This window comes from Nocardioides sp. J54, from assembly GCF_000519005.1.
GTDB lineage: Bacteria > Actinomycetota > Actinomycetes > Propionibacteriales > Nocardioidaceae > Nocardioides.
Genome location: NZ_JAER01000008.1, coordinates 60,879 through 84,506, shown reverse-complemented (window position 1 = coordinate 84,506; position 23,628 = coordinate 60,879). Strand labels below are relative to the sequence as shown.

Sequence of the window (23,628 nt, the reverse complement as noted above, 5' to 3'; positions counted from 1 at the left end):
CAGACACATGACCGGACCGACCGACATCGGACAGACCGTCCCCGAGGGCTCCACCGAGAAGTGGAAGGACAAGAAGCGCTACCTCTGGCTGCTCGGGCTGCTCATCCCCGGGTTCGCCGTGATCGCGTTCCTCACCTACGCCGAGCTCGGCTGGGCCTGGGTGCTCTGGATCGGCCCGATCCTCGTCTTCGGCGTTATCCCCGTGCTCGACCTGCTGGCCGGCCTCGACCCGACGAACCCGCCGGACGACGTCATCGAGGAGCTGGAGAACGACAAGTACTACCGCTGGGTGGTCTTCATGTACCTCCCGCTGCAGTACCTCGCCTTCTTCGGCGTGATGTACATGGTCGCGGGCGGCAACCCGGTCGCCGGCGTCGCCGACCTGCTCGGCCTCACCGACTGGGTGGCCACCAACGTCAGCGCCGACCTGGTCCGCGACTTCGACCTCTCCGTGGTCGACAAGATCGGCATCACCCTGTCGCTGGGCATGATCAGCGGCATCGGCATCAACACCGCCCACGAGCTCGGCCACAAGAAGGAGTCCGTCGAGCGCTGGCTGTCCAAGATCGCGCTGGCGCCGTCCTTCTACGGCCACTTCTACATCGAGCACAACCGCGGCCACCACGTGCGCGTCGCCACCCCGGAGGACCCCGCCTCGAGCCGGCTGGGTGAGAACTTCTACACCTTCTGGTTCCGCACCGTCTCCGGGTCGCTGAAGAGCGCGTGGTCGCTGGAGTCCAGGCGCTACGCCCGCAAGAAGACCCACCCCTTCCACTGGGGCAACGACGTCCTCAACGCCTGGCTGATGTCGGTCGTCCTCTTCGGCACCGTGATCGCGCTGTGGGGACCGGGCACCATCCCGTTCCTCCTGCTGCAGATGGTCGTCGGCTTCTCCCTGCTCGAGATCGTCAACTACCTCGAGCACTACGGCATGAAGCGGCAGAAGGTCGGCGAGCGCCAGCGCTACGAGCGGGTCCTTCCGATGCACTCGTGGAACTCGAACAACATCGTCACCAACGTCTTCCTCTACCACCTGCAGCGCCACAGCGACCACCACGCCAACCCGACCCGGCGCTACCAGACGCTGCGCGACTTCAAGGAGTCGCCGGCGCTGCCGACCGGGTACGCCGGCATGATCGACCTGGCGCTCATCCCGCCGCTGTGGCGCAAGGTCATGGACAAGCGGGTCGTCGACCACCTCGACGGCGACGTCACCCTCGCCAACATCAAGCCGGGCAAGGAGGCGAAGTACCTCGCCAAGTTCCCGCCGCCGTCGCAGCACAACGTCAAGACCGAGGACCTCTTCGCGCAGAAGTTCGAGGGCGAGGTGCTCGCGGCCAAGTGCCCCGGCTGCTCCTACACCTACGAGGTCGCGGCCGGTGACGAGCACGAGGGCTTCCCCGCCGGCACGGCGTGGAGCGAGATCCCGGACGACTGGTTCTGTCCTGACTGCGGGGTTCGCGAGAAGATCGACTTCATCCCGTTCGACCCCGAGAAGGTGCAGGCCTGAGACATGAAGATCATCGCCGACCTGGACAAGTGTGAGGGCCTCGGCATGTGCGAGGCCATGGCCAACGACTACTTCGAGGTGGACGAGGACGAGGACAAGGTCAACGTCCTCGACGACTCGCCCGAGGAGTCCGACCGCGCCCACGTCTACGCCGCCGTGCAGGCCTGCCCCGTGCTGGCCCTGTCGCTCGAGGGCTGAGGGAGCTGGTGTCCGTCGTGGCCGGACGTCCCGGTGACGGGGTGGCGGGGGCCTTCGCGGCCGCGCCCCCGTCGCTGCGGGACCGGCTCCTCGAGGCGGCCGTGCAGGTCATGACCACCGACGGGTGGGGGCGGGTCACCATGGCCCGCCTCGCCGACCACGCCGGGGTCAGCCGCCAGACCGTCTACAACGAGATCGGCACCAAGAACGACCTCGCCGAGGCGATGGTCATGCGCGAGCTCGACCGCTTCCTCGACGGGGTGGCCCAGTCCTTCGACGCCCACCCCGACGACCTCATTGCGGCCATTCGGGACTCCGCGCAGCGGGTCCTGGAGTACGCCGAGGACAACGCGCTCCTGCACGCCGTCGTCTCCGCGACCCACGGCGCCGACACCGAGCTCCTCCCGCTGCTGACCACGCACTCGGAGTACCTCCTCGAGGGCGCCAAGCTCGTCATCCGCGAGCGGGTGGCGGCCTACGACGTCCAGCTGCCGCCCCAGCGGCTCGACGCGAGCATCGACATGGTCGTCCGGGTCGTGCTCAGCCACGTCATGCAGCCCTCGGCCGACCCGGCGCGCACCGCCGACGACATCGCGTGGATCGCGATGCGCGTCCTCGGCTGACGCTGGTCCGGGGCGAGCCGGTTCCGGCACCTGCGGTGGTGGGCAGGCGTTACCCTCGTTCCGGGAGGACTGCCGGGAGGACCGGTGGCGGGGAAGGGGCCATGGGGCTGGCGCGACGCGCGAGGACGGGTGCTGCACGGGCGGCCGCGGTGTCGGCCGTGCTCGTCGCCGCCCTGCTCGCCGGGTGCGCCGACGCCGACCAGGGCCAGGCCGACGGCGGTGAGCCGAGCAAGGCCGCGGCCTCGACCGAGCCGGTCCCCGAGGACGCCCTCGACCCCGCGCACGCCGTCGCGGCGCCCGGCGAGTTCACCGGCACCCAGTACGGCGACGACCTGCTGCTCGTGAGCGACGAGACCATCCCCGACGAGGACGTCGACAAGCTCCTCGGGGTCAAGGTCAAGAAGAACAAGGGCGTCGCCGCGCACACCCTGCTGTCGTACGGAAGCTTCACCGTCGACGGCAAGGTCTACAACGTCGCCGCGGTCGACGGCGCCGCCTACCGCGGCTTCACCGGCAGTCGCAGCGCCGAGTTCCAGGAGCAGTGGGACCGCATCGCCGGCGGCGAGGTGGCCGTCATGGACCACCTCCAGAAGGAGCTGCCCATCGACGGGGAGGGCTACCTCCAGATCGGCAAGCAGCGCCTCCACGTCGGCGCCTGGTCCCCGGCCGAGGTCGAGAGCGTCGACGTCATGATCAACTCCCGGTGGGGCGAGGAGCTCGGCCTGCCGGAGAACAACGCCGTCCTGATCAACACCGGCATCGCCTCCCCGCAGGCCGTCCGCGAGCGGATCGAGAAGGCCTTCGGAAAGGAGCGGTTCTCCATCACCGCGCTCGACATCGTCGCCAGCGAGGGCCTCGACCTCGGCACCTTCCAGAACGTCGTGCCCGTCGGCGCGTTCCGCGACGCCGTCGGCACCTACCGCTACACCCCGATCGGCGGTGGCCGGATCGCCCCCGACCCGGCCTGGGTGCGCAGCTACATCGTCACCGAGCAGGTCCCGATCCTGGGCCGCGTCACCTGCAACAAGCACATGATGCCCCAGCTGCGCGCCGCCCTGATCGAGGTCGTCAAGCGCGGCCTCGCCAAGGAGATCCACGCCGACGAGTACGCCGGCTGCTACTACCCCCGCTTCATCGCCGGCTCCACCAAGCTCTCCAACCACTCCTTCGGCCTGGCCCTCGACTTCAACGTCCCCGGCAACCAGCGCGGCACCGTCGGCCAGATGAACCGCGAGGTCGTCGCGATCTTCAAGTACTGGGGTTTTGCCTGGGGCGGCGACTGGGCCTGGACCGACCCCATGCACTTCGAGCTGGAGAGAATCGTCAGCCCTGGCTGATTGCGCCAGCGCGAGCGTGTCGCCTGTCGAGGGCGGCGCGCAGGCACTCGCAAGCTCGGCCCGCACTGGCCCTCGACGCGCCTCCGGCGCGGGCGCCACGCTGCCGCGCGCGCAGTTGGCTCCGGTGGGTGGCACAGTCCGCCTGGCGGCGAGACTGACGTAGGTGGTCCGAGCGCAACTCCCGGTGGTTGAGGTGCGAGGCCGCCCGCGGCCGAGCCTCGAAACCTCCGGGCCTGCGTGGCGGGCTGGGGCGGGCACGGTCCGGTGCATCGGGGCCGCTGGTTTCGAGGCTCGGCGCTAGCGCGCCTCGTACCTCAACCAGCGGCGGTGGCTCGTGCCGAGGAGTGGACAACAGCCGACCGTGACACCAACACTGTCACGATCCGTGTCATGATCTGCCCATGACGTTCGAGCTTGGTCAGGGAACCGGTCCGCTCAAGGGCCTGAAGGTCGTCGAGATCGCGGGCATCGGGCCCAGCCCGCACGCCTGCATGATCCTCGCGGACCTCGGCGCCGACGTGATCCGCGTGGAGCGGCCCGGTGGGCAGATGCTGACCGGAGGGTCGCACGACCTCCTCAACCGCGGCCGGCCCAGCGTGGCGCTCAACCTCAAGGACCCCGAGGCGGTCAGGACCGTGCTCGACCTGGTCGAGCAGGCCGACGTGCTGGTCGAGGGCATGCGCCCGGGGGTGGCCGAGCGGCTCGGCTTCGGTCCGGAGGCCTGCCACGAGCGCAACCCGCGCCTGGTCTACGGGCGGATGACCGGCTGGGGCCAGGACGGCCCGTGGGCGCACGCCGCCGGCCACGACATGAACTACATCGCGATCACCGGCACGCTGCACGGCCTGGGCCAGGTCAAGGAGAAGCCGCAGTTCCCGGGCAACCTGGTCGGTGACTTCGGGGGCGGGTCGACCTACCTCGTCATCGGCATCCTCGCCGCGGTCCTCGAGGCGAAGGCCTCCGGCAAGGGCCAGGTCGTCGACGCGGCCATCGTCGACGGCACCGCCAACCTCAACGCGATGACGGCCGCCTTCCTCGCCGGCGGCGGCTTCAAGGAGGAGCGGGCGTCCAACCTGCTCGACGGTGGTGCCCCCTACTACGACATCTACGAGACCGCGGACGGCGAGCACATGTCCGTCGGCGCGCTCGAGCCGCAGTTCTACGACGAGTTCCTCAAGCTGCTCGGCATCGCCGACGTCGCCCCCGACCGCTGGGACCTCGAGAAGACCGACGAGCTGCGCGAGCTCATCGCCTCGACGTTCAAGCAGAAGACCCGCGACGAGTGGTGCGCGGTCTTCGACGGCACCGACGCGTGCGTCGCGCCGATCCTGCGGATCAGCGAGGCCAGGGACCACCCGCACATCAAGGCGCGTGAGGTCTTCGTCGAGCACGAGGGCGTGCTGCAGCCGCAGCCGGCCCCGCGGTTCTCGCGGACGAAGGCCTCGCTCTCGCTGCCGCCGGCCCCGGTCGCCGGTGCGCACACCCGCGACGCGCTCGCGGCGTGGGGCGTCGAGGACGTCGACGGCCTGATCGAGCGCGGCGCCGCCGTCCAGGTCACCGACGAGGGCTGACGCCACCGCCGCCGATTCACCGCCGCGGACCCCGGGGCCCTAGGCTGGTCGCACCGACCCGGCCAGTCTTGCCCCGGGTCCCGGCGCACCGCTCACGCGCAGCGCCCCTCGACAGAGGCACCGCTTCACCGCCCCGTCACCAGACGGGCAGCACGGCGAGACGCCCAGCTGAGGGGAATCGCCGCGCTCTGCGCTGCGCTCCCCGGAGAGAACCACCTGTGACGTCCACGTTCGCCGACCTCGGCGTACCCACTGACCTGCTCGCCGTCCTCGACGCCGCCCAGATCTCCGTTCCCACCCCGATCCAGGCAGCGACGCTGCCCGACTCGCTCGCCGGCCGCGACGTGCTCGGCCGCGGCCGCACCGGGTCGGGCAAGACCTACGCCTTCGGGCTGCCGCTCGTCGCCCGCCTCGCGTCCGGTACGACGCGCCGGCCGGCCCCGAAGCGGCCGCGTGCCCTCGTGCTCGCCCCCACCCGCGAGCTCGCCACCCAGATCTCGGCCACCGTCGCCCCGCTCGCCGAGGCCGCCGGCCTCCGCACGACGACCGTCTTCGGCGGCGTCGGCCAGGGCCCGCAGGTCACCGCCCTGCGCAACGGCGTCGACGTCCTCATCGCCTGCCCCGGCCGGCTCGAGGACCTCATCGGCCAGGGCCACTGCAGCCTCGCCGACGTGCAGGTGACCGTGCTCGACGAGGCCGACCACATGGCCGACCTCGGTTTCCTGCCGGCCGTGCGCCGCCTCCTCGACCAGACGCCGAAGTCGGGCCAGCGGATGCTGTTCTCCGCCACGCTCGACAACGCGATCGACGTCCTGGTCAAGCGCTACCTCGACGAGCCGGCCGTGCACGAGGCCGACTCGGCCCAGTCGCCCGTGGCGAAGATGGACCACCACGTGCTCCACGTCGAGCGCGAGCAGCGCCTGCCGGTGCTCCTCGACCTGGTCAGTGCGCCCGGCCGCACCGTCGTCTTCACCCGCACCAAGCACGGTGCGAAGGCGCTGGCCCGCCAGCTCAACAAGAACGGCGTGCCGGCCGTCGACCTGCACGGCAACCTGAGCCAGGGTGCGCGCACCCGCAACCTCGAGGCCTTCCACAGCGGCACGGCGACCACGCTCGTCGCCACCGACATCGCGGCCCGCGGCATCCACGTCGACGACGTGTCGCTGGTCGTCCACGCCGACCCGCCCGCCGAGCACAAGGCCTACCTGCACCGGTCCGGCCGCACGGCCCGCGCCGGTGCCGCCGGCACCGTGGTGACGCTGATGACCAGCGAGCAGCGCGGCGACGTACGCGCGCTCACCCGGGCCGCCGGGATCAAGCCGACCACCACCCGGATCACCGCGCCGGACCACCCGCTGCTGCAGGACCTCGCCCCCGGCGAGCGCTCCCGCCCCGGTGGGATCGACCTGACGCCGGCCGCCCCCCAGGGCGGCGGCAAGGGCGGCAACGGTGGCGGCGGCCGACGCCGCTCCGGTCGCAAGCCGGCCGCGAAGCAGTCCGGCCCGACCGCCGGGGGCGGCTCGCGCCAGGGCGGGCAGCGCTCGGGCCAGGCCCGCACCGGGGGCCAGGGCGGCAAGCCGGCCGGTCAGCGCTCGGGTGGCGGCCGCGGCCGCTCGCGCTCGCGTGGCACCGGATCCGGTGGTGGCCACAGCGCGGCGGGGTTCAGCTCCCGCGCTCGTTGAGCCACGGACCCTTCGGTCCGGCGGCCAGGGCGGCCGCGGCTCGTCGCCCCCGGGTTTGCCACGACGCACCTCGGGAAGGAGTCGTCGGGCACACCCGTCTGACCGAAGGGAAACGCTGCCGTGGGGATCATGCTGCCGGACGGCCTGGTCTGGATCATGGACAAGCTGGGCTTCGAGTGGCCCGACCTCGACGAGGACGAGATGCGCCGGGGTGCAGAGATGCTGCGCGCCTACGGCGGCGACCTCGAGGACGTCATCCAGCGCACCGACAACAAGATCAACGGCGAGCTCGCCGCTTCCCTCGAGGGTGAGGCGGGACTCGCGTACGTCGCGGCGTGGAACGCCAACCGGTCGCAGAACCTGCAGAAGCTGGTCGGCGTCATCGACCCCGCCGCGACCGGCGTCGACATCGCGGCCGGGGTCGTCACCGCGCTCAAGACCAAGGTGATCATTGACGTCACCTCCACGGCCGTCACGGTGGCGGCGATGCTGACCAACCCGTTCACCGCACCGGGCGCCGTGGCCGTGATCCTCGCGAAGAAGGCGCTCCTCAACGCCGCCATGGACATCGCGATGGAGGAGGCGATGGGCATCGTCCTGCCGATGGTCATCGAGCCGCTGGCCGAGCAGGTGCCGGCGATCGTGATGGCCGTCCTGGACTCGCCGATCGTCGAGGCCACGGGTGCCGACCCCGGGCGCTTCATGGCGGACCTCGCCGCGCTCGACCAGGCATCGGCCGAGCTGGAGGTCAACGCGGCTGACATCGAGGACCGCACCGAGCAGCTCCTCGCCGACCTGATGAGCCTGAACGTCACCGGCGGCTGAGGGAGACGACGTGAACCGCAAGGTGTGGGACGACATCATGGAGGCCTTCGTCAAGGGCTTCCGCAACATGGGCGACGGCGTCGGCGGCCAGCTGCGTCGACAGGGTCGTCGGACGGCGCGCAACGCGGACGACATCGACGCGACGGACAGGGCCGCGTCCGCCCTGACCGGCAACCCGGGACGGGCTCCGGACTACAGGGCGACGTTCGGCAACACGAGCGACCACAACTACCGAAACACGTTCTCGTCGGCGAACCCGGATGTCGACATGAGCGAGACGGTCGTCCACCACGCGGTCGAGCGACAGGTGAGCCGCAGGTACCCGGGTGTGGTCTCACAGGACGAGCTCCACTCGATCGAGAACCTGCGAGGAATCCCTCGGGACGTCAACAACACCGTGCACCTGAGTGCCATCCGCAAGGAGTGGAACCGCTTCTACCGGACCCATCCTGCCGCAACCCAGCAGGAGCTCCTGGACTTCGCGACAGAGATCGACAAGAAGTTCGGCCACCTGTTCAACCCGCCGGTCTGATGAGGAAGGATCCTCTCCATGTCCTTCATCTTGGAACCCGAGGTCCCCGGAGAGATCGGGGAACGCGGTGAGCTCGACACCTCCGTACACCCTCCGCGAGTGGTGCGCTTCCACATCACCCTCACGGGGTGGCTCGGCGACGACCTCCTCGAGGTGTTTCCCGTTTACCTCGTGACCGAGCGCCTCGCGTCGATCCTGGAGGAGTCCGACCTGAGCGGATATGCGCTTGCCGAGGCCGACGTGACGGTTGACGAGGAAGCACTCATCGACCCCTCGCTCGAGCTGCCGACGTTCCGCTGGCTCCAGGTCACGGGCAGTGCTGACGACGACGTGAGCCTGGCTGAGGACTTCCGGCTGAGGCTGAGTGACCGGGCCTACGAGCTCGTCAGTCGGACGAGCCTCCAGAACTGCGACGTCGAAGAAGTCTGACGCCACCGACTGATGGTGGCGGTCATGGCGAAGGACCTGCTCGCGTGAGGATGAGGGACGTCCGGTGTGACGAGGCCTACCTGCGCGCGATGCGCGACGAGAGCGGGCACGCCGGCACCCACAGGTTCATGACCGACCTGACGTGGTCGCTGCTGCTCGACGTGCCCGAGCTCGCCCGGCAGGTGGTCGACCTGCCGCACCTGACGACGAGCGGGGATCGCGTCCTCGACGAGCTTCGCCCGTCTTGCCGGACGCTCCGCTGAGGACGGCAGCTTCCGGCTGACCGGCGTCGCGCCCTCCTGACAGGCAGGCAGGCAGGAGGAGTCCCCTGCCGCTCTCCCTCGTGCGGTCAATCGCCGCGGCGGCGGGGGAGCCGGGCCGCGCGGGCGACGGCGGCCTCGTAGGCGGTGACCAGGCCGCCGACGGACAGCGGCTTGAGGCGCTCCATGATCTCGCGGTAGTGCTCCGAGGTGGCCGCGTCGTCGTACAGGGGCGCGAGCTTGTCGTTGACGACGTCGTAGAGCTCCTTGGCCATCTGCTCGCCGTGCTCCTGGTAGACCGCGGCCGCGGCGACCGCCACCTCGCGCGGGAAACCGAGCTCGATGAGGCGCACGCCGATGGCGAGCTGGTTCGTGGCGACGAGGTACTTCGAGCCGCGGATCCGGATCACGCCGAGGGCCTGCAGGGTCGCGACGTCGTCGTCGGAGAGCTCGCGTCCCGCCTTCTGCTCGAGCTGGGCCCGGTCCATCTCGACCGGCAGGTCGGACTGCCAGGGCGCGAGCATGGTGCGCGCCAGTGCGATGTCCTCGGGCGTCGCGTCGTCGGGGATGCCGGCGACGTACCGCTCGATGGCCGAGAGCGTGAAGCCGTGGCTCTGCAGCTCGAGGACGAGCTCGATCCGGGCGACGTGCTCGGCGCTGTAGTAGCCCGACCGACCACGACGGATCGGCGGCGGCACCAGGCCGCGGGAGGTGTAGAAGCGCACCGTGCGCACGCTCAGCCCGGTGCGCCGGGTGAGCTCCTCCAGGGTCAGCAGGTCCTCGTCGCCCTGCCCCCCGGGAGTGGTGTGCGTCGCATCACCTGCCGGGCCCTCGCTCTTGACCATGACAGTAATAGTGTCACAATCGTTCCCAAGGGAGATCCATCCCGTGCGCGGCGCGCCTCGCGACGCCGCCACACCGCCACTGGAACCAGGACACAAGGACGGTCATGGCAGAAGCATTCGTGTACGACCACCTCCGCACGCCGCGCGGTCGGGGCAAGGCCAACGGCTCCCTCCACGAGGTGAAGCCGGTCGACCTCGCCGTCGGACTGATCGACGCCGTGCAGGAGCGCAACCCCGGTCTCGACCCGAACCGGATCGACGACGTCGTCCTCGGCGTCGTGTCGCCGATCGGTGACCAGGGTGGCGACATCGCCAAGACCGCCGCCATCGCGGCCGGCCTGCCGGACACCGTCGCGGGCGTCCAGCTCAACCGCTTCTGCGCCTCCGGCCTCGAGGCCGTCAACCAGGCCGCCAGCCGCATCCGCGGTGGCTTCGAGGACCTGATCCTCGCCGGCGGCGTCGAGTCGATGAGCCGCGTCCCGATGGGCTCCGACGGCGGCGCCTGGGCGTCCGACCCGGCCACCGCGTTCAAGGCGGGCTTCGTGCCGCAGGGCATCGGCGCCGACCTGATCGCGACGATCGAGGGCTGGAGCCGCGAGGACGTCGACGCGTTCGCCGCCGAGTCGCACCACCGCGCCGCCAAGGCGTGGGCCAACGGCTACTTCGACAACGCGGTCATCCCGGTCAAGGACGTCAGCGGCCTGACCATCCTCGACCGCGACGAGACCGTCCGCCCCGACACCTCCGTCGAGGGCCTCGCCGGCCTCAAGCCGTCCTTCGCCCAGCTCGGCGCGGACGCCGGCTTCGACGACGTGGCGCTCGAGAAGTACCACTGGCTCGAGAAGATCAACCACGTCCACCACGCCGGCAACTCCTCCGGCATCGTCGACGGCGCGTCGCTGACCCTGATCGGCAACGAGCAGGTCGGCAAGGACCTGGGCCTGACCCCGCGGGCGCGCATCATCGCCACCGCGGTCTCCGGTGCGGACCCGATCATCATGCTCACCGGTCCGGCCCCGGCCGCCCGCAAGGCGCTGGCCAAGGCCGGCCTCGAGGTCGGCGACATCGACCTGTTCGAGATCAACGAGGCGTTCGCCGCCGTCGCCATGCGGTTCATGCGCGACATGGGCATCAGCCACGACATCACCAACGTCAACGGCGGCGCGATCGCCATGGGCCACCCGCTGGGTGCGACCGGCGCGATCATCCTCGGCACCCTGATCGACGAGCTCGAGCGGCGCGACCTGCGCCGCGGCCTCGCCACGCTCTGCGTCGGCGGCGGCATGGGCATCGCGACCATCGTCGAGCGCGTCTGAGCGTCTCGTCCCGACCTCTCGAACTTTCACGGAACCGAAAGAAGACATGAGCACTGACACGCAGACCGCGGTCCGGTACGACCGCGACGCCGACGGCATCGTCACCCTCACGCTCGACGACCCGACCGCGAGCGCGAACACGATGAACGAGCTGTACATCACCTCGATGGCCGAGGCCGTCGAGCGCCTGTACGAGGAGCAGGACGACGTCACCGGCGTCGTCATCGCCTCGGCCAAGAAGACCTTCTTCGCCGGCGGCAACCTCAAGCGGATGGTCACCGCCACCAAGGACGACGCCCAGGACGTCTTCGAGATGGCGGAGAACGTCAAGAAGGCGCTGCGCCGCCTCGAGCTGTTCCCCAGGCCGGTCGTCGCCGCGATCAACGGCGCCGCGCTCGGTGGTGGCTACGAGATCACCCTCGCCGCCCAGCACCGGATCGTCGTCAACGACTCGAAGATCAAGCTCGGCCTGCCCGAGGCGACCCTCGGCCTGCTGCCCGGCGGTGGCGGCGTCACCCGCGCCGTGCGCAAGTGGGGCCTGCAGACCGCGCTGATGGACGTGCTGCTCCAGGGCACGCAGTTCAACCCGCAGGCGGCGCTGAAGAAGGGCGTCGTCGACGAGGTCGTCGAGACCCAGGAGGAGCTCGTCCCCGCCGCGAAGGCGTGGATCAAGGCCAACCCCGAGGCCGCCCTCAACCCGTGGGACGCGCCCGGCTACAAGATGCCCGGCGGCACCCCGAAGTCCCCGGCGCTGGCCGGCTTCCTGCCCGCCTTCCCGGCCCTGCTCCGCAAGCAGCTCAAGGGCGCCGACTACCCGGCCCCGCGGGCGATCCTCTCGGCCGCGGTCGAGGGTGCGCAGGTCGACTTCGACACCGCCTCGCGGATCGAGTCTCGCTACCTCGCGAACCTGATCGTCAACCAGAACTCGAAGAACATGATCCAGGCGTTCTTCTTCGACCTGCAGGCGATCAACTCCGGCTCGCTGCGCCCCAAGGGCATCGAGCCCTACCAGGCGAAGAAGGCCGTCGTCCTGGGCGCCGGCATGATGGGTGCGGGCATCGCCTACGTCCTCGCCCGGGCCGGCGTCGAGGTCGTCCTCAAGGACGTCTCGGTCGAGGCTGCCGAGCGCGGCAAGTCCTACTCCGAGGGCCTGCTCGACAAGGCGATCAGCCGCGGCAAGTCGACCGAGGAGAAGAAGGCCGAGCTGCTCGGCCGGATCACCGCGACCGACGACCCGTCCGCCGCCGCGGGCGCGGACCTCGTGGTCGAGGCCGTCTTCGAGGACCCGGCCCTCAAGGCCAAGGTGTTCGCCGAGATCCTGCCGCACCTCGCGCCCGACGCGCTGCTGTGCTCGAACACCTCGACCCTGCCGATCACCGAGCTCGCGGCCGGCCTGGAGAACGAGGCCGACCGCCCGCGCTTCATCGGCCTGCACTTCTTCTCGCCGGTCGACAAGATGCCGCTGGTGGAGATCATCTCCGGCAAGGAGACCTCCGAGGAGAGCCTCGCCCGCGCGATCGACGTCGTGCAGCAGATCCGCAAGACGCCGATCACGGTCAACGACAGCCGTGGCTTCTACACCTCGCGCGTCATCGGCTTCATGGTCAACGAGGGCATGGCGATGCTCGCCGAGGGCGTCGCGCCGTGGACGATCGAGCGCGCCACCTCGTCGGCCGGCTACCCGGCCCCGGTGCTGCAGCTGTCCGACGAGCTCAACCTCGAGCTCATGGGCAAGATCGCCAAGGCCACCCGCGAGGCTGCCGAGAAGGGTGACGGCACGATGACCACGGAGCACCCGGGCATCAAGGTCGTCGAGAAGATGCTCGAGCTGGGTCGTCCGGGCCGCCTCAAGAAGGCCGGCTTCTACGACTACGACCAGGAGACCGGCAAGCGCCTGTCGATCTGGGAGGGCCTCTCCGAGGTGTTCCCGGTCGCCGAGGAGCAGCCCGACATCCAGGACGTGCGCGACCGGATGCTGTTCGCCGAGGCGCTCGAGACCGCGAAGTGCTTCGAGGAGGGCGTCATCACCTCCGCCGCCGCCGCGAACATCGGCTCCATCATGGGCATCGGCTTCCCGCCGCAGACCGGTGGCGCCGTGCAGTTCATGGTCGGCTACGAGGACAAGGCGACCGGCGAGGTCGGCCTCAACGCGTTCCTCGCGCGGGCCGACGAGCTGGCCGCCAGGTACGGCGAGCGCTTCGAGGCCACCCCGTGGCTGCGCAAGCTCGCCGAGTCCGGCGAGGGCTTCCCCGCCTGACGCACCGCTCCACGCACCGACCCGTCGCTGTCACAGCGGCGGGTCGGTGTCGTTTTCCCGACTACCCGACTACCCGACTACCCGACTACCCGGCTACCCGGCCCGCGCGGCCTCGGCCAGCGCCGCCGCGACCTCGGCCGCGTCGTCGGGGGAGACCAGGCCGGAGGTGACCCGGACGAACGCCGCGCCGGGGGAGCCGTCGGCGGCGCCGTTCTCCCCGGCGAGGAAGGGGGCACCTCCGGCGACGCGGATGCCGGAGGCGGAGAGGTGGACGAGCGCGGCGCGCTCGTCGCGCACCGGCAGCCACAGGTTGATGCCGTCGGGCGGCGGCAGGACCAGGCCCTGCTCGGCGAGGCAGGCCACGAGGGTGCGCTGGCGGGCGAAGTACTGCCGCCGGGCCTCGCCGACCTCGTCGAGCGCCTGGGCCGAGGTCAGCAGGTCGAGCAGGATCGTCTGCAGCATGCGTGACGTCCATGCCGGGCCCAGCATGCGCCGCGCGACCACCCGGTCGATGATCTCCGAGGGTCCGGACATCGCGGCGATGCGCAGGTCGGGCCCGTGCGACTTGGAGTACGAGCGGATGTGCACGACCCGCTCCGGCAGCCGGGTCGCCAGGGTGACGTCGCTGGCCGTGCTGATCCCGGAGGAGTGGTCGTCCTCGACCACCCACGGCAGCTCGTGGGCGTGCCGCCGCAGCACGCGCACCAGCTGCGCGGCACGGTCCGGGTCGAGCGCGACCCCGGTCGGGTTCTGCGCGCGCGGCTGCAGGACGACGGCGCACGGCTTCGCGTCGAGCGCGCGGCGCAGCGAGTCGGGGCGGACCCCGCGCTCGTCGAGCTCGACCGGGACGACCTCCCCGCCGAGTGCCTCGACGAGGTCGAAGAACGGCGGGAACCCGGGCGACTCGAGGACCACCCGGTCGCCGTACCCGACGACCTGCTCGAGGGTGCGGGCCACGCCGTCGGTGGCGCCGTCGACGACCGTGAGCGCGTCCGGGACGTAGGGCCAGGACGCCTCCAGCACCGCGCGCAGCTCCGGGAGGACCGGTTCCTCCTGGTAGGCCAGCGTGCCGGCGCGCTGGGAGACCCGGTGCAGCGCCGGGCCCAGCGAGGGCAGCAGCTGCGGGTCGGGCGTCCCGCGCGAGAGGTCCAGGCGCAAGCCGTCCGGCCCGGCGCCGACGAGGCCGCGTTGGCGCGGGGACAGCCAGGGCAGCGGGGAGTCGAGCACGAAGGTGCCGGCCCGGCCGCGCGACACCACGACGCCCGTACGACGAAGGGCCTGCCACGCCGCGGACACCGTGGCCGGGGAGACGCCGAGGTCGGCGGCCACCTCGCGCACCGTCGGCAGCCGGTCGCCGGGGGCGAGCTCACCGGCCCGGATCGCGCGGCTGAAGGCGCCGGCGATGCCCGACGGGGAGCGGTCGTCGAGGGCGGACAGGTCGGGGCCCAGGGACACCGTCGGACCTCCTGCCCGGAGATGGGAAATGACGAAACCCTTGACAGACGAGAAATCGGAGCGAAATGTTCAACCCCAAGGATAACGAATCTCGGCACCGCCCATCCCCCCGTCCGAACCATGGAGGTGCACGTTGACCATCGTGCGAGCAGCCATCAGCCAGACCACCTGGACCGGCGACAAGGAGTCGATGCTCGACCGGCACGAGCAGTTCGCCCGTGACGCAGCCGCCCAGGACGCCCAGGTGATGTGCTTCCAGGAGCTCTTCTACGGCCCCTACTTCGGCATCACCCAGGACCAGAAGTACTACCGCTACGCCGAGCCGGCCGACGGCCCGATCGTGCAGCGCTTCGCCGCGCTGGCGAAGGAGCTCGGCATGGTCATGGTGCTCCCGATCTACGAGGAGGAGCAGACCGGCGTCTACTACAACACCACCGTCGTGGTGGACGCCGACGGCACGATCCTCGGCAAGTACCGCAAGAACCACATCCCGCACCTCGACAAGTTCTGGGAGAAGTTCTACTTCCGCCCCGGCAACCTGGGCTACCCGGTCTTCGAGACCGCGGTCGGTCGGGTCGGCACCTACATCTGCTACGACCGCCACTTCCCCGAGGGGTGGCGCGAGCTCGGCCTCAACGGGGCGCACATCGTGTTCAACCCCAACGCCACCAAGCCCGGGCTCAGCAACCGGCTGTGGGAGGTCGAGGGCCCGTGCGCCGCGGTCGCCAACGGCTACTTCGTGCTCCAGCCGAACCGCGTCGGCCGCGAGGACAACGAGTACGGCGACGAGGCGGTCGACTTCTACGGCACCAGCCAGGTGATCGACCCGCGCGGCAACTTCGTCGGCGAGCGCGGCTCCTCGGAGAAGGAGGAGCTCCTGGTGCGCGACCTCGACATGGACATGGTCCAGCAGATGCGCGACGACTGGCAGTTCTACCGCGACCGCCGGCCGGACTCCTACACGGCGATCGCACAGCCGTGACGCCCGCCGGCCCGACGCAGGACAACGAGTTGGAGGTCTGACGTGAGCACCATCCTGATCAAGGGCGGCACGGTCGTGAACGCCACCGGCACCGTCGAGGCGGACGTCCTCGTCGACGGCGAGCGGATCGTGGCGCTGCTGGCACCGGGGGACCAGTCGCTGGGGCCGGTGGCGGCCGACAAGGTGATCGACGCGACCGGGAAGTACGTCATCCCGGGCGGGATCGACGCCCACACGCACATGCAGCTGCCGTTCGGCGGGACCTACGCCAGCGACACCTTCGAGACCGGGACGACGGCGGCCGCGTGGGGCGGCACGACGTCGATCATCGACTTCGCGGTGCAGAAGTACGGCGAGCGGGTCGAGGACGGGCTCGCGCACTGGCACGAGCTCGCCGACGGCAACTGCGCGGTGGACTACGGCTTCCACCAGATCATCGGTGGCGTCGACGACGAGTCGCTCAAGGCCATGGAGAACCTCGTCGACGAGGGGATCACGTCCTACAAGTTGTTCATGGCCTACCCGGGCGTGTTCTACAGCGACGACGCGCAGATCCTGCGAGCGATGCAGAAGGCCCGTGAACTGGGGCTCCTGACGATGATGCACGCCGAGAACGGGCCGGCCATCGACGTCCTCGCCGCCCAGCTCGCGGAGTCCGGAAAGACGTCGCCGTACTACCACGGCATCGCCCGCGCCTGGCAGATGGAGGAGGAGGCCACCCACCGGGCGATCATGCTCAGCGACCTGACGGAGGCTCCGCTCTACATCGTGCACATGAGTGCGAAGCAGGCGGTGGAGCAGGTCGCCTGGGCCCGCGACAAGGGCAAGAACGTCTTCGGCGAGACCTGCCCGCAGTATCTCTACCTGTCGCTGGAGAAGCAGCTCGGCGCCAGCAGCGAGGAGTGGGGCGACTTCGAGGGCGCCAAGTGGGTCTGCTCGACGCCGCTGCGCTCGGAGGAGGAGGGCCACCTCGAGGCGATGTGGCAGGGCCTGCGCACCAACGACCTGCAGATGGTCTCGACCGACCACTGCCCCTTCTGCATGAAGGACCAGAAGGAGCTCGGCAAGGACGACTTCCGCGCGATCCCCAACGGCATCGGCTCGATCGAGCACCGCGTCGACCTGCTCTACCAGGGCGTCGTCGACGGGCGGATCTCGCTGTCGCGCTGGGTGGAGCTGATCTCGACCACGCCGGCGCGGATGTTCGGCCTGTACGGGCGCAAGGGCGTGGTCCAGCCCGGAGCGGACGCGGACATCGTCGTCTACGACCCGAACGGGCACACCTCGATCGGCATCGGCGAGGGCCGCACCCACCACATGAACATGGACCACTCGGCCTGGGAGGGCTTCGAGATCGACGGCCACGTCGACGTGACCATCTCCCGCGGACGGGTCCTCGTCGAGGACGGCGAGTTCAAGGGCACCAAGGGCCACGGGCAGTTCCTCAAGCGCGACCTCACCCAGTACCTCGTCTGACTCGGCAGGCACCGACGAAAGGGAAGAACGATGGATTTCGGCGTCGTCCTGCAGACCAATCCGCCCGCCTGGCGCACCGTCGGCCTCGCGAAGCAGGCCGAGGAGCACGGCTTCGACTACGTGTGGACGTTCGACTCCCACCTGCTGTGGCAGGAGCCGTACGTCATCTACTCGGCCATCCTCGGGGCCACCAACCGCGTCATCGTGGGCCCGATGGTCACCAACCCGGCAACCCGCGACTGGACGGTGACCGCGTCGGTCTTCGCCACGCTCAACGAGATGTACGGCAACCGCACGGTCGTCGGCATCGGCCGCGGTGACTCCGCGGTGCGGGTGCTCAACGGCCGGCCGTGCACCCTCAAGGAGGTCCGCGAGGCCACCCACGTCATCCGCGAGCTGGGCAACTGCCGGCCGGTCGAGCACAACGGCGCGACCCTGCAGTTCCCGTGGGCGCGCACCTCCGCGCTCGAGGTGTGGGTGGCGGCGTACGGCCCGCTCGCGCTGAAGACGGCCGGCGAGGTCGGTGACGGCTTCATCCTCCAGCTCGGCGACGTCGACGTGACCAGGTGGATGATCGAGCAGGTCCGCAAGGCCGCGGCCGACGCCGGCCGCGACCCCGACTCGCTCACCTTCTGCGTCGCCGCCCCGGCCTACGTCGGCCCGGACACCGAGGAGTCCTGGACCCACATGCGGGCACAGACCCGCTGGTTCGGCGGGATGGTCGGCAACCACATCGCCGACATCGTCGACAAGTACGGCGAGGGCGCGGACTTCCCGCAGGTGCTGATCGACTACATCCGGGGCCGCACCGGCTACGACTACAACACCCACGGCAAGGCCGACAACGACCACGTCGACTTCGTCCCCGACGAGATCGTCGACCGGTTCTGCATCCTCGGCCCGCCGGAGGCGCACGTCGAGAAGCTCAAGCAGCTCAAGGACATCGGCGTCGACCAGTTCGCCGTCTACCTCCAGCACGACAACAAGGAGGAGACGCTGCGGGTCTACGGCGAGTCGATCATGCCGGCGCTGCGCGAGCACGTCGTCGCGAAGGCGTGACCGGCACGTGACCCAGACCCAGACCCAGGCCGTGCTCGACCCCGCCCCGACCGACGCCACCGCGGTCGCCGCGTCGGTCGACGTCCGGGTGCCCCGGCTGCCCGGGGTGCTCGGCTGGGCGCGCGCCGTGGTGCTCGCGGTCCTCGGGCTGGTCGCCCTCGTGGGGGTGTGGGAGGGCTACAAGGCGCTCGCCCCCGAGGACGGCGTGGTCATCGGGGAGCAGCGGGTGCTGCCGCGCACCACCGACCTGGCGATGCCGCACGTGTGGGACATGGTGCAGCGCCTCGGCGAGCCGACCACGAGCATGGCGGGTGCCGACCCGCTGTGGCGCTCGGTCGCCGACGCCGCGCTGGTCTCGCTCGGCATCGCGGGCGTCAGCTGGTTCGTCGGTACGACGGTGGGCCTGCTGCTGGCGGTGGCGATGGCCCGGCTGCGGGTGCTCGAGTGGGGGCTCCTGCCGTGGATCATCCTCAGCCAGACGATCCCGCTGATCGCCTTCGCCCCGGTCGTGCGCTCGTGGGGCTCGCGCATCGAGATCGGCGGCTGGGACTGGCCACCGTGGCTGTCGGTGGCCGTGATCGCCAGCTACCTGGCGTTCTTCCCGGTCGCCGTCGGTGCGCTGCGGGGGCTGCAGGCGCACAGCCGGATCCACGCCGACCTGTTCCACGTGTACGCGGCCGGCTGGTGGTCGACACTGCGGCGGGTGCGCATCCCGTCGGCGGTGCCGTACCTGCTGCCCGCGCTGCGGCTCGGCGCGGCCAGCGCGGTGGTCGGCACCGTGGTCGCGGAGGTCTCGACCGGCTACCTGGACGGCATCGGCCGGATGCTCGTCTCCCTGGCCGGGCAGGCGTCCGGCGACCCGGCCAAGGCCTGGGCGCCGATCTTCGGCGCCGTCGCCCTCGGCCTGGTGGCCGGCGGGATCGTCACAGTCATCGGGGTGCTGCTGCGCCCGTACCGACGAGGAGAGGCGCGATGAGCGAGCTGACCACGACCTCCACCCCGGCCGGCACCGGGCCCGCCGACGGCGCCGGCAGCAGCGCTGCGGTCTCCGCACGCGGGGTGACCAAGACCTTCAAGACCCGCCAGGGCGTCGTCGAGGCGTTGAGCAACGTCGACCTGGAGGTCGCCGCCGGCGAGTTCGTCGCGCTGCTCGGCCCGTCGGGGTGCGGGAAGTCCACGCTGATGCGGGTCGTCGCCGACCTCGAGCGGCCGACGTCGGGCAGCGTCGAGGTGTTCGGCAAGTCGCCTGCCCGGGCCCGGCGCGACCAGGACTACGGCATCGCCTTCCAGCAGGCGGGCCTGCTGCCGTGGCGCACGGTCGCGCGCAACGTCGCCCTGCCGCTGGAGCTGCACGGGCTCTCGCGGCCCGAGCGCAAGGAGCGGGTGGAGTACCTCCTCGACCTGGTCGGGCTCAGCGACTTCGCCGGGCACCACCCCGACCAGCTCTCCGGCGGCATGCAGCAGCGCGTGGCGATCGCCCGCGCGCTGGCCGAGCAGCCGCGGCTGCTGCTCATGGACGAGCCGTTCGGCGCCCTCGACGAGATGACCCGCGAGCGGATGCAGGCCGAGCTCGCCCGGCTCAGCGTCGAGACCGGCGCCGCCGTGGTCTTCGTGACCCACTCGATCCCCGAGGGCGTCTTCCTCGCCGACCGGGTCGTGGTGATGTCGCCGCGACCGGGCCGGATCGTCGGCGAGGTGGTCACCGGCATCGCCCGCGACGTCCCCCGCGACGACGCGCTGCGCCAGGACCCCGCGTTCTTCGCCCGGGTGACCGAGGTGCGCGAGGTGCTGCACGGGTCGCCGGTCTCCAGCGACGGCCGGGAGCTGCGATGAACCGCTCCGGGCTCACCCTCGTCGGCCGGGTCGCCGCCCCGCTCGTGGTCGGTGCGCTGGTGCTGGCCGTGTGGCAGTTCCTGGTGTCGGTGGTCGGGGTGTCGCCGTACCTCCTGCCCGGCCCGGCCGAGATCGGCGAGGAGTGGTCGGAGAACAGCACGGTCATCCGCGAGGCGTTCGCCATCACCGGCACCAACGCCGCGATCGGGCTGCTCGCCGGCACGATCGTGGGCGTGCTGCTCGCGGCGGTCGCGTCCTGGCTGGGCTGGGCCGAGGGCATGGTCGGGCCGATCGTCGCCGGCCTCGCCGTCGTCCCGATCGTCGCGCTCGCGCCCGTGCTGAACTCCATGTACGGCGCGGACAGCCAGTACGGCCGACGGGTGGTCGCCGCGATCGCCGCCTTCGTCCCGGTCTACGTGAACAGCGCCCGGGGCCTGCACCAGACCACCCAGCTGCACCGCGACCTGCTGCACGCGACCGCCGCCAACGGCTGGCAGCGCTTCCGCGTCCTCACGTTGCCGTCCGCGACCCCGTTCGTGCTGACCGGCATCCGCGTCGCCAGCTCGCTCGCCGTGATCTCCGCGCTCGTCGCGGAGTACTTCGGCGGACCGCGCGGCGGCCTCGGCAGCTTCATCTCCACCAGCGCCGCGACGAGTGCCTACGCCCGCGCGTGGGCCTACGTCGGCGCCGCCATCGTTCTCGGGTTGGTCGCGTACGTCGTGACCGTGCTGGTCGAACGCCTGGTCCAGCACCGCCTACCGACCGGAGCGGCGACGTGAGCCGCCCCGATCGGCCCGTCCTCGCCGGCAGCGTCGCGCGGCGTACGACGGCTCCACCCCCCGCCCGAAAGGAACTGCCATGAAGAACACCTTGCGCCGCGGGCTGGCTGCCGCTGCGGTCGTGCTCGCCAGCTCCAGCCTGCTCGCCGCCTGCGGCGACGACGATGACGGAGGCAGCACCGGAGCGAGCGGCTGCAACGTCGGCTCGGACGTGAAGCTGCAGCTGCAGTGGCTGCCGCAGGCCCAGTTCGCCGGCTACTACGCCGCGGTCGACCAGGGCTTCTTCGAGGAGGAGGGGCTCGAGGTCGAGATCATCCCGTCGGGCGGCGACATCGTCCCGCAGGACGCGCTCGCCTCCGGCGACGTCGACTACGCGATCGCCTGGGTGCCGAAGGTCCTCGGCTCCATCGAGCAGGGCGCCGAGCTGACCAACATCGCCCAGATCTTCCAGCGCTCCGGCACCCTGCAGGTCTCGTGGGCCGACTCGGGCATCGAGTCGGTGGCCGACTTCGAGGGCAAGAAGATCGGCTCCTGGGGCTTCGGCAACGAGTGGGAGATCTTCGCGGCCATGGCCGCCGAGGACCTCGACTCCACGTCGGTCTCGATCGTCACCCAGGACTTCAACATGAACGCCTTCCTGCAGGGCGACATCGACGCGGCGCAGGCGATGACCTACAACGAGTACGCCCAGCTGCTCGAGACCAGGAACCCCGACACCGGCAAGCTCTACACGCCCGAGGACTTCAACGTCATCTCCTACGAGGACACCGAGGGCGCCATGCTGCAGGACGCGATCTGGGCGCAGACCGAGTGCCTCGACGACGAGGAGTTCCAGGAGCGCACGGTCAAGTTCCTCAAGGCCGTCATCAAGGGCTGGGCCTACGCCCGGGACAACGCCGAGGAGGCCGCGCAGATCACGGTCGACGCAGGCTCCAGCTGGGGCCCGAGCCACGAGCTGTGGATGACCAACGAGACGAACAAGCTGATCTGGCCGGCCGAGAACGGCATCGGCGTGATCGACGAGGGGGCGTGGAAGCGCACCGTCGACGGGGCGCTCGCCGCCGTCAACGAGCAGGGCCAGCAGCTCATCACCCAGGAGCCGCCGGCCACGGCGTACGACAACACCTGGATCGAGCAGGCCATCGAGGAGCTCGGCGACGAGGTCGACACGACCGGTGAGTCGTTCCAGCCGATCGAGGTGGAGCTCGCCGAGGGCGGCAACTAGCCACCAGGTCCCGGGACGCCCGCAGGGGCGTCCCGGGACCCACCCCCACCAGGACGACCTGCAGCATGGCTGCAGCACCGCAGCACCGAGGAGAAGGAGCCGACGATGGTGACGGTCCAGAACAGCAGCGAACTCGACGATCGGGCCGTGCAGCTCGACCGCAGCCACGTCTTCCACTCCTGGAGCGCCCAGGCCTCGCTGGCGCCGATCGTCGTCGCCGGCGGCCAGGGCACCCGGGTGTGGGACCACTCCGGCCGGAGCTGGCTCGACTTCTCCAGCCAGCTGGTCAACGTCAACATCGGCCACCAGCACCCGAAGGTGGTGGCCGCGATCCAGGAGCAGGCGGCGACGCTCGCCACCATCGGCCCGGCGACCGCGAACCTCACCCGTGGTGAGGCCGCCCGCCGGATCGCCGCCCGCGCCCCCGAGGGCCTCGACAAGGTCTTCTTCACCAACGGCGGCGCGGACGCCAACGAGAACGCCATCCGGATGGCGCGGCTGCACACCGGCCGCGACAAGGTGGTCTCGACCTACCGCTCCTACCACGGCAACACCGGCGCGGCGATCGTCTCCACCGGCGACTGGCGCCGCCTGCCCAACGAGTACGCCCGCGGCCACGTCCACGTGTTCGGGCCGTACCTCTACCGCTCGGAGTTCTGGGCCACCACGCCGGAGGAGGAGTGCGAGCGCGCGCTGCACCACCTGCGCCGGATCATCGAGTGCGAGGGCCCCGACACGGTGGCCGCGATCCTGCTCGAGACCGTGCCCGGCACCGCCGGCGTCCTGGTCCCGCCGCCGGGCTACCTCGCCGGCGTCCGCGAGCTGGCCGACCAGCACGGCATCGTGCTCATCCTCGACGAGGTGATGGCCGGCTTCGGGCGCACCGGCGAGTGGTTCGCGCTCGACGCGCACGACGTCGTGCCGGACCTGATCGTGTTCGCGAAGGGCGTGAACTCCGGCTACGTCCCGGTCGGCGGCGTCATCATCAGCGACGCGATCGCCGCGACCTTCGACGAGCGGGTCTTCCCCGGCGGCCTCACCTACAGCGGCCACCCGCTCGCGGCGGCGTCGATCGTCGCCTCCATCGACGCGATGGAGGAGGAAGGGATCGTCCACAACGCCAAACGGATCGGGGCCGAGGTCCTCGGACCGGGCCTCGCCGAGCTCGCCGACAAGCACCCGGTGGTGGGGGAGGTGCGCGGCCTCGGCGTCTTCTGGGCCGTCGAGCTCGTCGCCGACGCCGCCACCCGGGCCCCCGTCCCCGCCGCCACCATGGGCCGCGCCAAGTCGGAGCTGGTGGCGCGCGGCCTCATCCCCTTCACCGCGGACAACCGCATCCATGTCGTCCCGCCCTGCGTCGTGACCGCCGACGAGGCGGCCGAGGCGCTGGCGACGTACGACGAAGTCCTGACCCTGCTCGACGAGGAGCTCTGA

22 protein-coding genes are annotated in these 23,628 nt (G+C 70.8%); 20 read left to right on the top strand and 2 right to left on the bottom strand.

Annotated features, from left to right (window positions below; translation table 11 throughout):
* Nucleotides 1–7 precede the first annotated feature (7 nt).
* The 10 genes from NOCJ54_RS30505 (at nt 8) to NOCJ54_RS0107885 (ending at nt 8,970) form a co-directional block, all read left to right on the top strand.
* On the top strand, nt 8–1,510 hold the full coding sequence (locus NOCJ54_RS30505; RefSeq protein ID WP_028655081.1) for a fatty acid desaturase: 1,503 nt from the start codon (nt 8–10) through the stop codon (nt 1,508–1,510).
* 3 nt (nt 1,511–1,513) lie between these two features.
* Complete coding sequence (locus tag NOCJ54_RS0107925; RefSeq protein WP_028655080.1) at nt 1,514–1,708, top strand: ferredoxin; 195 nt, start codon at nt 1,514–1,516, stop codon at nt 1,706–1,708.
* 8 nt (nt 1,709–1,716) lie between these two features.
* Nucleotides 1,717–2,331: a TetR/AcrR family transcriptional regulator gene (locus NOCJ54_RS0107920; protein ID WP_232221712.1), complete on the top strand. Its 615-nt coding sequence runs from the start codon at nt 1,717–1,719 to the stop codon at nt 2,329–2,331.
* A 101-nt stretch (nt 2,332–2,432) separates the two neighbouring features.
* Nucleotides 2,433–3,668, top strand: coding sequence for a M15 family metallopeptidase (locus NOCJ54_RS0107915; RefSeq protein ID WP_084254983.1), 1,236 nt, complete (start codon nt 2,433–2,435; stop codon nt 3,666–3,668).
* A 401-nt stretch (nt 3,669–4,069) separates the two neighbouring features.
* Complete coding sequence (locus NOCJ54_RS0107910) at nt 4,070–5,239, top strand: CaiB/BaiF CoA transferase family protein (RefSeq protein ID WP_028655077.1); 1,170 nt, start codon at nt 4,070–4,072, stop codon at nt 5,237–5,239.
* A 218-nt stretch (nt 5,240–5,457) separates the two neighbouring features.
* On the top strand, nt 5,458–6,921 hold the full coding sequence (locus NOCJ54_RS0107905; RefSeq protein WP_028655076.1) for a DEAD/DEAH box helicase: 1,464 nt from the start codon (nt 5,458–5,460) through the stop codon (nt 6,919–6,921).
* A 129-nt stretch (nt 6,922–7,050) separates the two neighbouring features.
* The gene (locus tag NOCJ54_RS0107900; protein WP_442937312.1) at nt 7,051–7,746 is read left to right on the top strand and encodes a WXG100-like domain-containing protein; all 696 of its coding nucleotides are present in this window, start codon (nt 7,051–7,053) and stop codon (nt 7,744–7,746) included.
* 10 nt (nt 7,747–7,756) lie between these two features.
* A complete protein-coding gene (locus tag NOCJ54_RS0107895) occupies nt 7,757–8,278 on the top strand; it encodes a hypothetical protein (protein ID WP_028655074.1) in 522 nt (173 codons plus the stop codon).
* An 18-nt stretch (nt 8,279–8,296) separates the two neighbouring features.
* A complete protein-coding gene (locus NOCJ54_RS0107890) occupies nt 8,297–8,707 on the top strand; it encodes a hypothetical protein (RefSeq protein ID WP_028655073.1) in 411 nt (136 codons plus the stop codon).
* Nucleotides 8,708–8,751: 44 nt separating this feature from the next.
* Nucleotides 8,752–8,970, top strand: a complete 219-nt coding sequence (locus NOCJ54_RS0107885; RefSeq protein ID WP_028655072.1) for a hypothetical protein — start codon at nt 8,752–8,754, stop codon at nt 8,968–8,970.
* 86 nt (nt 8,971–9,056) lie between these two features.
* Here NOCJ54_RS0107885 and NOCJ54_RS24485 read toward each other — a convergent pair whose 3' ends face one another.
* Nucleotides 9,057–9,812 (bottom strand): MerR family transcriptional regulator, encoded by a 756-nt coding sequence (locus NOCJ54_RS24485; RefSeq protein ID WP_051485597.1) that lies wholly within the window; start codon nt 9,810–9,812, stop codon nt 9,057–9,059.
* 104 nt (nt 9,813–9,916) lie between these two features.
* Between NOCJ54_RS24485 and NOCJ54_RS0107875 the strand changes: the two genes are divergently transcribed.
* Entirely contained in the window at nt 9,917–11,128 is a 1,212-nt protein-coding gene (locus NOCJ54_RS0107875) for an acetyl-CoA C-acetyltransferase (RefSeq protein WP_028655071.1), read from the top strand.
* A gap of 46 nt (nt 11,129–11,174) precedes the next feature.
* Nucleotides 11,175–13,385 carry a 3-hydroxyacyl-CoA dehydrogenase NAD-binding domain-containing protein gene (locus NOCJ54_RS0107870; RefSeq protein WP_028655070.1) on the top strand — a complete coding sequence of 737 codons (2,211 nt, stop codon included), beginning with the start codon at nt 11,175–11,177 and terminating at the stop codon, nt 13,383–13,385.
* A 93-nt stretch (nt 13,386–13,478) separates the two neighbouring features.
* Here the strand turns inward: NOCJ54_RS0107870 and NOCJ54_RS0107865 are convergent, their stop codons facing one another.
* Nucleotides 13,479–14,840 carry an aminotransferase-like domain-containing protein gene (locus tag NOCJ54_RS0107865; RefSeq protein WP_028655069.1) on the bottom strand — a complete coding sequence of 454 codons (1,362 nt, stop codon included), beginning with the start codon at nt 14,838–14,840 and terminating at the stop codon, nt 13,479–13,481.
* A 142-nt stretch (nt 14,841–14,982) separates the two neighbouring features.
* On the opposite strand from NOCJ54_RS0107865, the gene NOCJ54_RS0107860 reads away from it, so the two are divergent.
* The 8 genes from NOCJ54_RS0107860 (at nt 14,983) to NOCJ54_RS0107825 (ending at nt 23,628) form a co-directional block, all read left to right on the top strand.
* The gene (locus tag NOCJ54_RS0107860) at nt 14,983–15,822 is read left to right on the top strand and encodes a nitrilase-related carbon-nitrogen hydrolase (RefSeq protein ID WP_232221711.1); all 840 of its coding nucleotides are present in this window, start codon (nt 14,983–14,985) and stop codon (nt 15,820–15,822) included.
* Nucleotides 15,823–15,864: 42 nt separating this feature from the next.
* Nucleotides 15,865–17,298: a dihydropyrimidinase gene (hydA, locus tag NOCJ54_RS0107855; RefSeq protein ID WP_028655067.1), complete on the top strand. Its 1,434-nt coding sequence runs from the start codon at nt 15,865–15,867 to the stop codon at nt 17,296–17,298.
* A gap of 30 nt (nt 17,299–17,328) precedes the next feature.
* Nucleotides 17,329–18,357, top strand: a complete 1,029-nt coding sequence (locus tag NOCJ54_RS0107850) for a TIGR03842 family LLM class F420-dependent oxidoreductase (protein ID WP_028655066.1) — start codon at nt 17,329–17,331, stop codon at nt 18,355–18,357.
* A gap of 7 nt (nt 18,358–18,364) precedes the next feature.
* Entirely contained in the window at nt 18,365–19,333 is a 969-nt protein-coding gene (locus NOCJ54_RS0107845; RefSeq protein WP_232221710.1) for an ABC transporter permease, read from the top strand.
* A complete protein-coding gene (locus tag NOCJ54_RS0107840) occupies nt 19,330–20,190 on the top strand; it encodes an ABC transporter ATP-binding protein (RefSeq protein WP_028655064.1) in 861 nt (286 codons plus the stop codon). The genes NOCJ54_RS0107845 and NOCJ54_RS0107840 overlap by 4 nt, the downstream gene beginning before the upstream one ends.
* On the top strand, nt 20,187–20,969 hold the full coding sequence (locus NOCJ54_RS24480; protein WP_036517231.1) for an ABC transporter permease: 783 nt from the start codon (nt 20,187–20,189) through the stop codon (nt 20,967–20,969). Before NOCJ54_RS0107840 ends, NOCJ54_RS24480 begins: the two co-directional genes overlap by 4 nt.
* 79 nt (nt 20,970–21,048) lie before the next feature.
* On the top strand, nt 21,049–22,194 hold the full coding sequence (locus NOCJ54_RS0107830) for an ABC transporter substrate-binding protein (RefSeq protein WP_028655063.1): 1,146 nt from the start codon (nt 21,049–21,051) through the stop codon (nt 22,192–22,194).
* A gap of 105 nt (nt 22,195–22,299) precedes the next feature.
* Entirely contained in the window at nt 22,300–23,628 is a 1,329-nt protein-coding gene (locus NOCJ54_RS0107825; protein ID WP_028655062.1) for an aspartate aminotransferase family protein, read from the top strand.

Coding starts and splice junctions, on each gene's coding strand:
- NOCJ54_RS24480 (WP_036517231.1), top strand. CDS start 20,187: ATGAACCGCTCCGGGCTCACCCTCGTCGGCCGGGTCGCCGCCCCGCTC.
- NOCJ54_RS0107825 (WP_028655062.1), top strand. CDS start 22,300: ATGGTGACGGTCCAGAACAGCAGCGAACTCGACGATCGGGCCGTGCAG.
- NOCJ54_RS0107850 (WP_028655066.1), top strand. CDS start 17,329: ATGGATTTCGGCGTCGTCCTGCAGACCAATCCGCCCGCCTGGCGCACC.
- NOCJ54_RS0107840 (WP_028655064.1), top strand. CDS start 19,330: ATGAGCGAGCTGACCACGACCTCCACCCCGGCCGGCACCGGGCCCGCC.
- NOCJ54_RS0107890 (WP_028655073.1), top strand. CDS start 8,297: ATGTCCTTCATCTTGGAACCCGAGGTCCCCGGAGAGATCGGGGAACGC.
- NOCJ54_RS0107830 (WP_028655063.1), top strand. CDS start 21,049: ATGAAGAACACCTTGCGCCGCGGGCTGGCTGCCGCTGCGGTCGTGCTC.
- NOCJ54_RS0107875 (WP_028655071.1), top strand. CDS start 9,917: ATGGCAGAAGCATTCGTGTACGACCACCTCCGCACGCCGCGCGGTCGG.
- NOCJ54_RS0107925 (WP_028655080.1), top strand. CDS start 1,514: ATGAAGATCATCGCCGACCTGGACAAGTGTGAGGGCCTCGGCATGTGC.
- NOCJ54_RS0107900 (WP_442937312.1), top strand. CDS start 7,051: ATGCTGCCGGACGGCCTGGTCTGGATCATGGACAAGCTGGGCTTCGAG.
- NOCJ54_RS30505 (WP_028655081.1), top strand. CDS start 8: ATGACCGGACCGACCGACATCGGACAGACCGTCCCCGAGGGCTCCACC.
- NOCJ54_RS0107910 (WP_028655077.1), top strand. CDS start 4,070: ATGACGTTCGAGCTTGGTCAGGGAACCGGTCCGCTCAAGGGCCTGAAG.
- NOCJ54_RS0107870 (WP_028655070.1), top strand. CDS start 11,175: ATGAGCACTGACACGCAGACCGCGGTCCGGTACGACCGCGACGCCGAC.
- NOCJ54_RS24485 (WP_051485597.1), bottom strand. CDS start 9,812: ATGGTCAAGAGCGAGGGCCCGGCAGGTGATGCGACGCACACCACTCCC.
- NOCJ54_RS0107915 (WP_084254983.1), top strand. CDS start 2,433: ATGGGGCTGGCGCGACGCGCGAGGACGGGTGCTGCACGGGCGGCCGCG.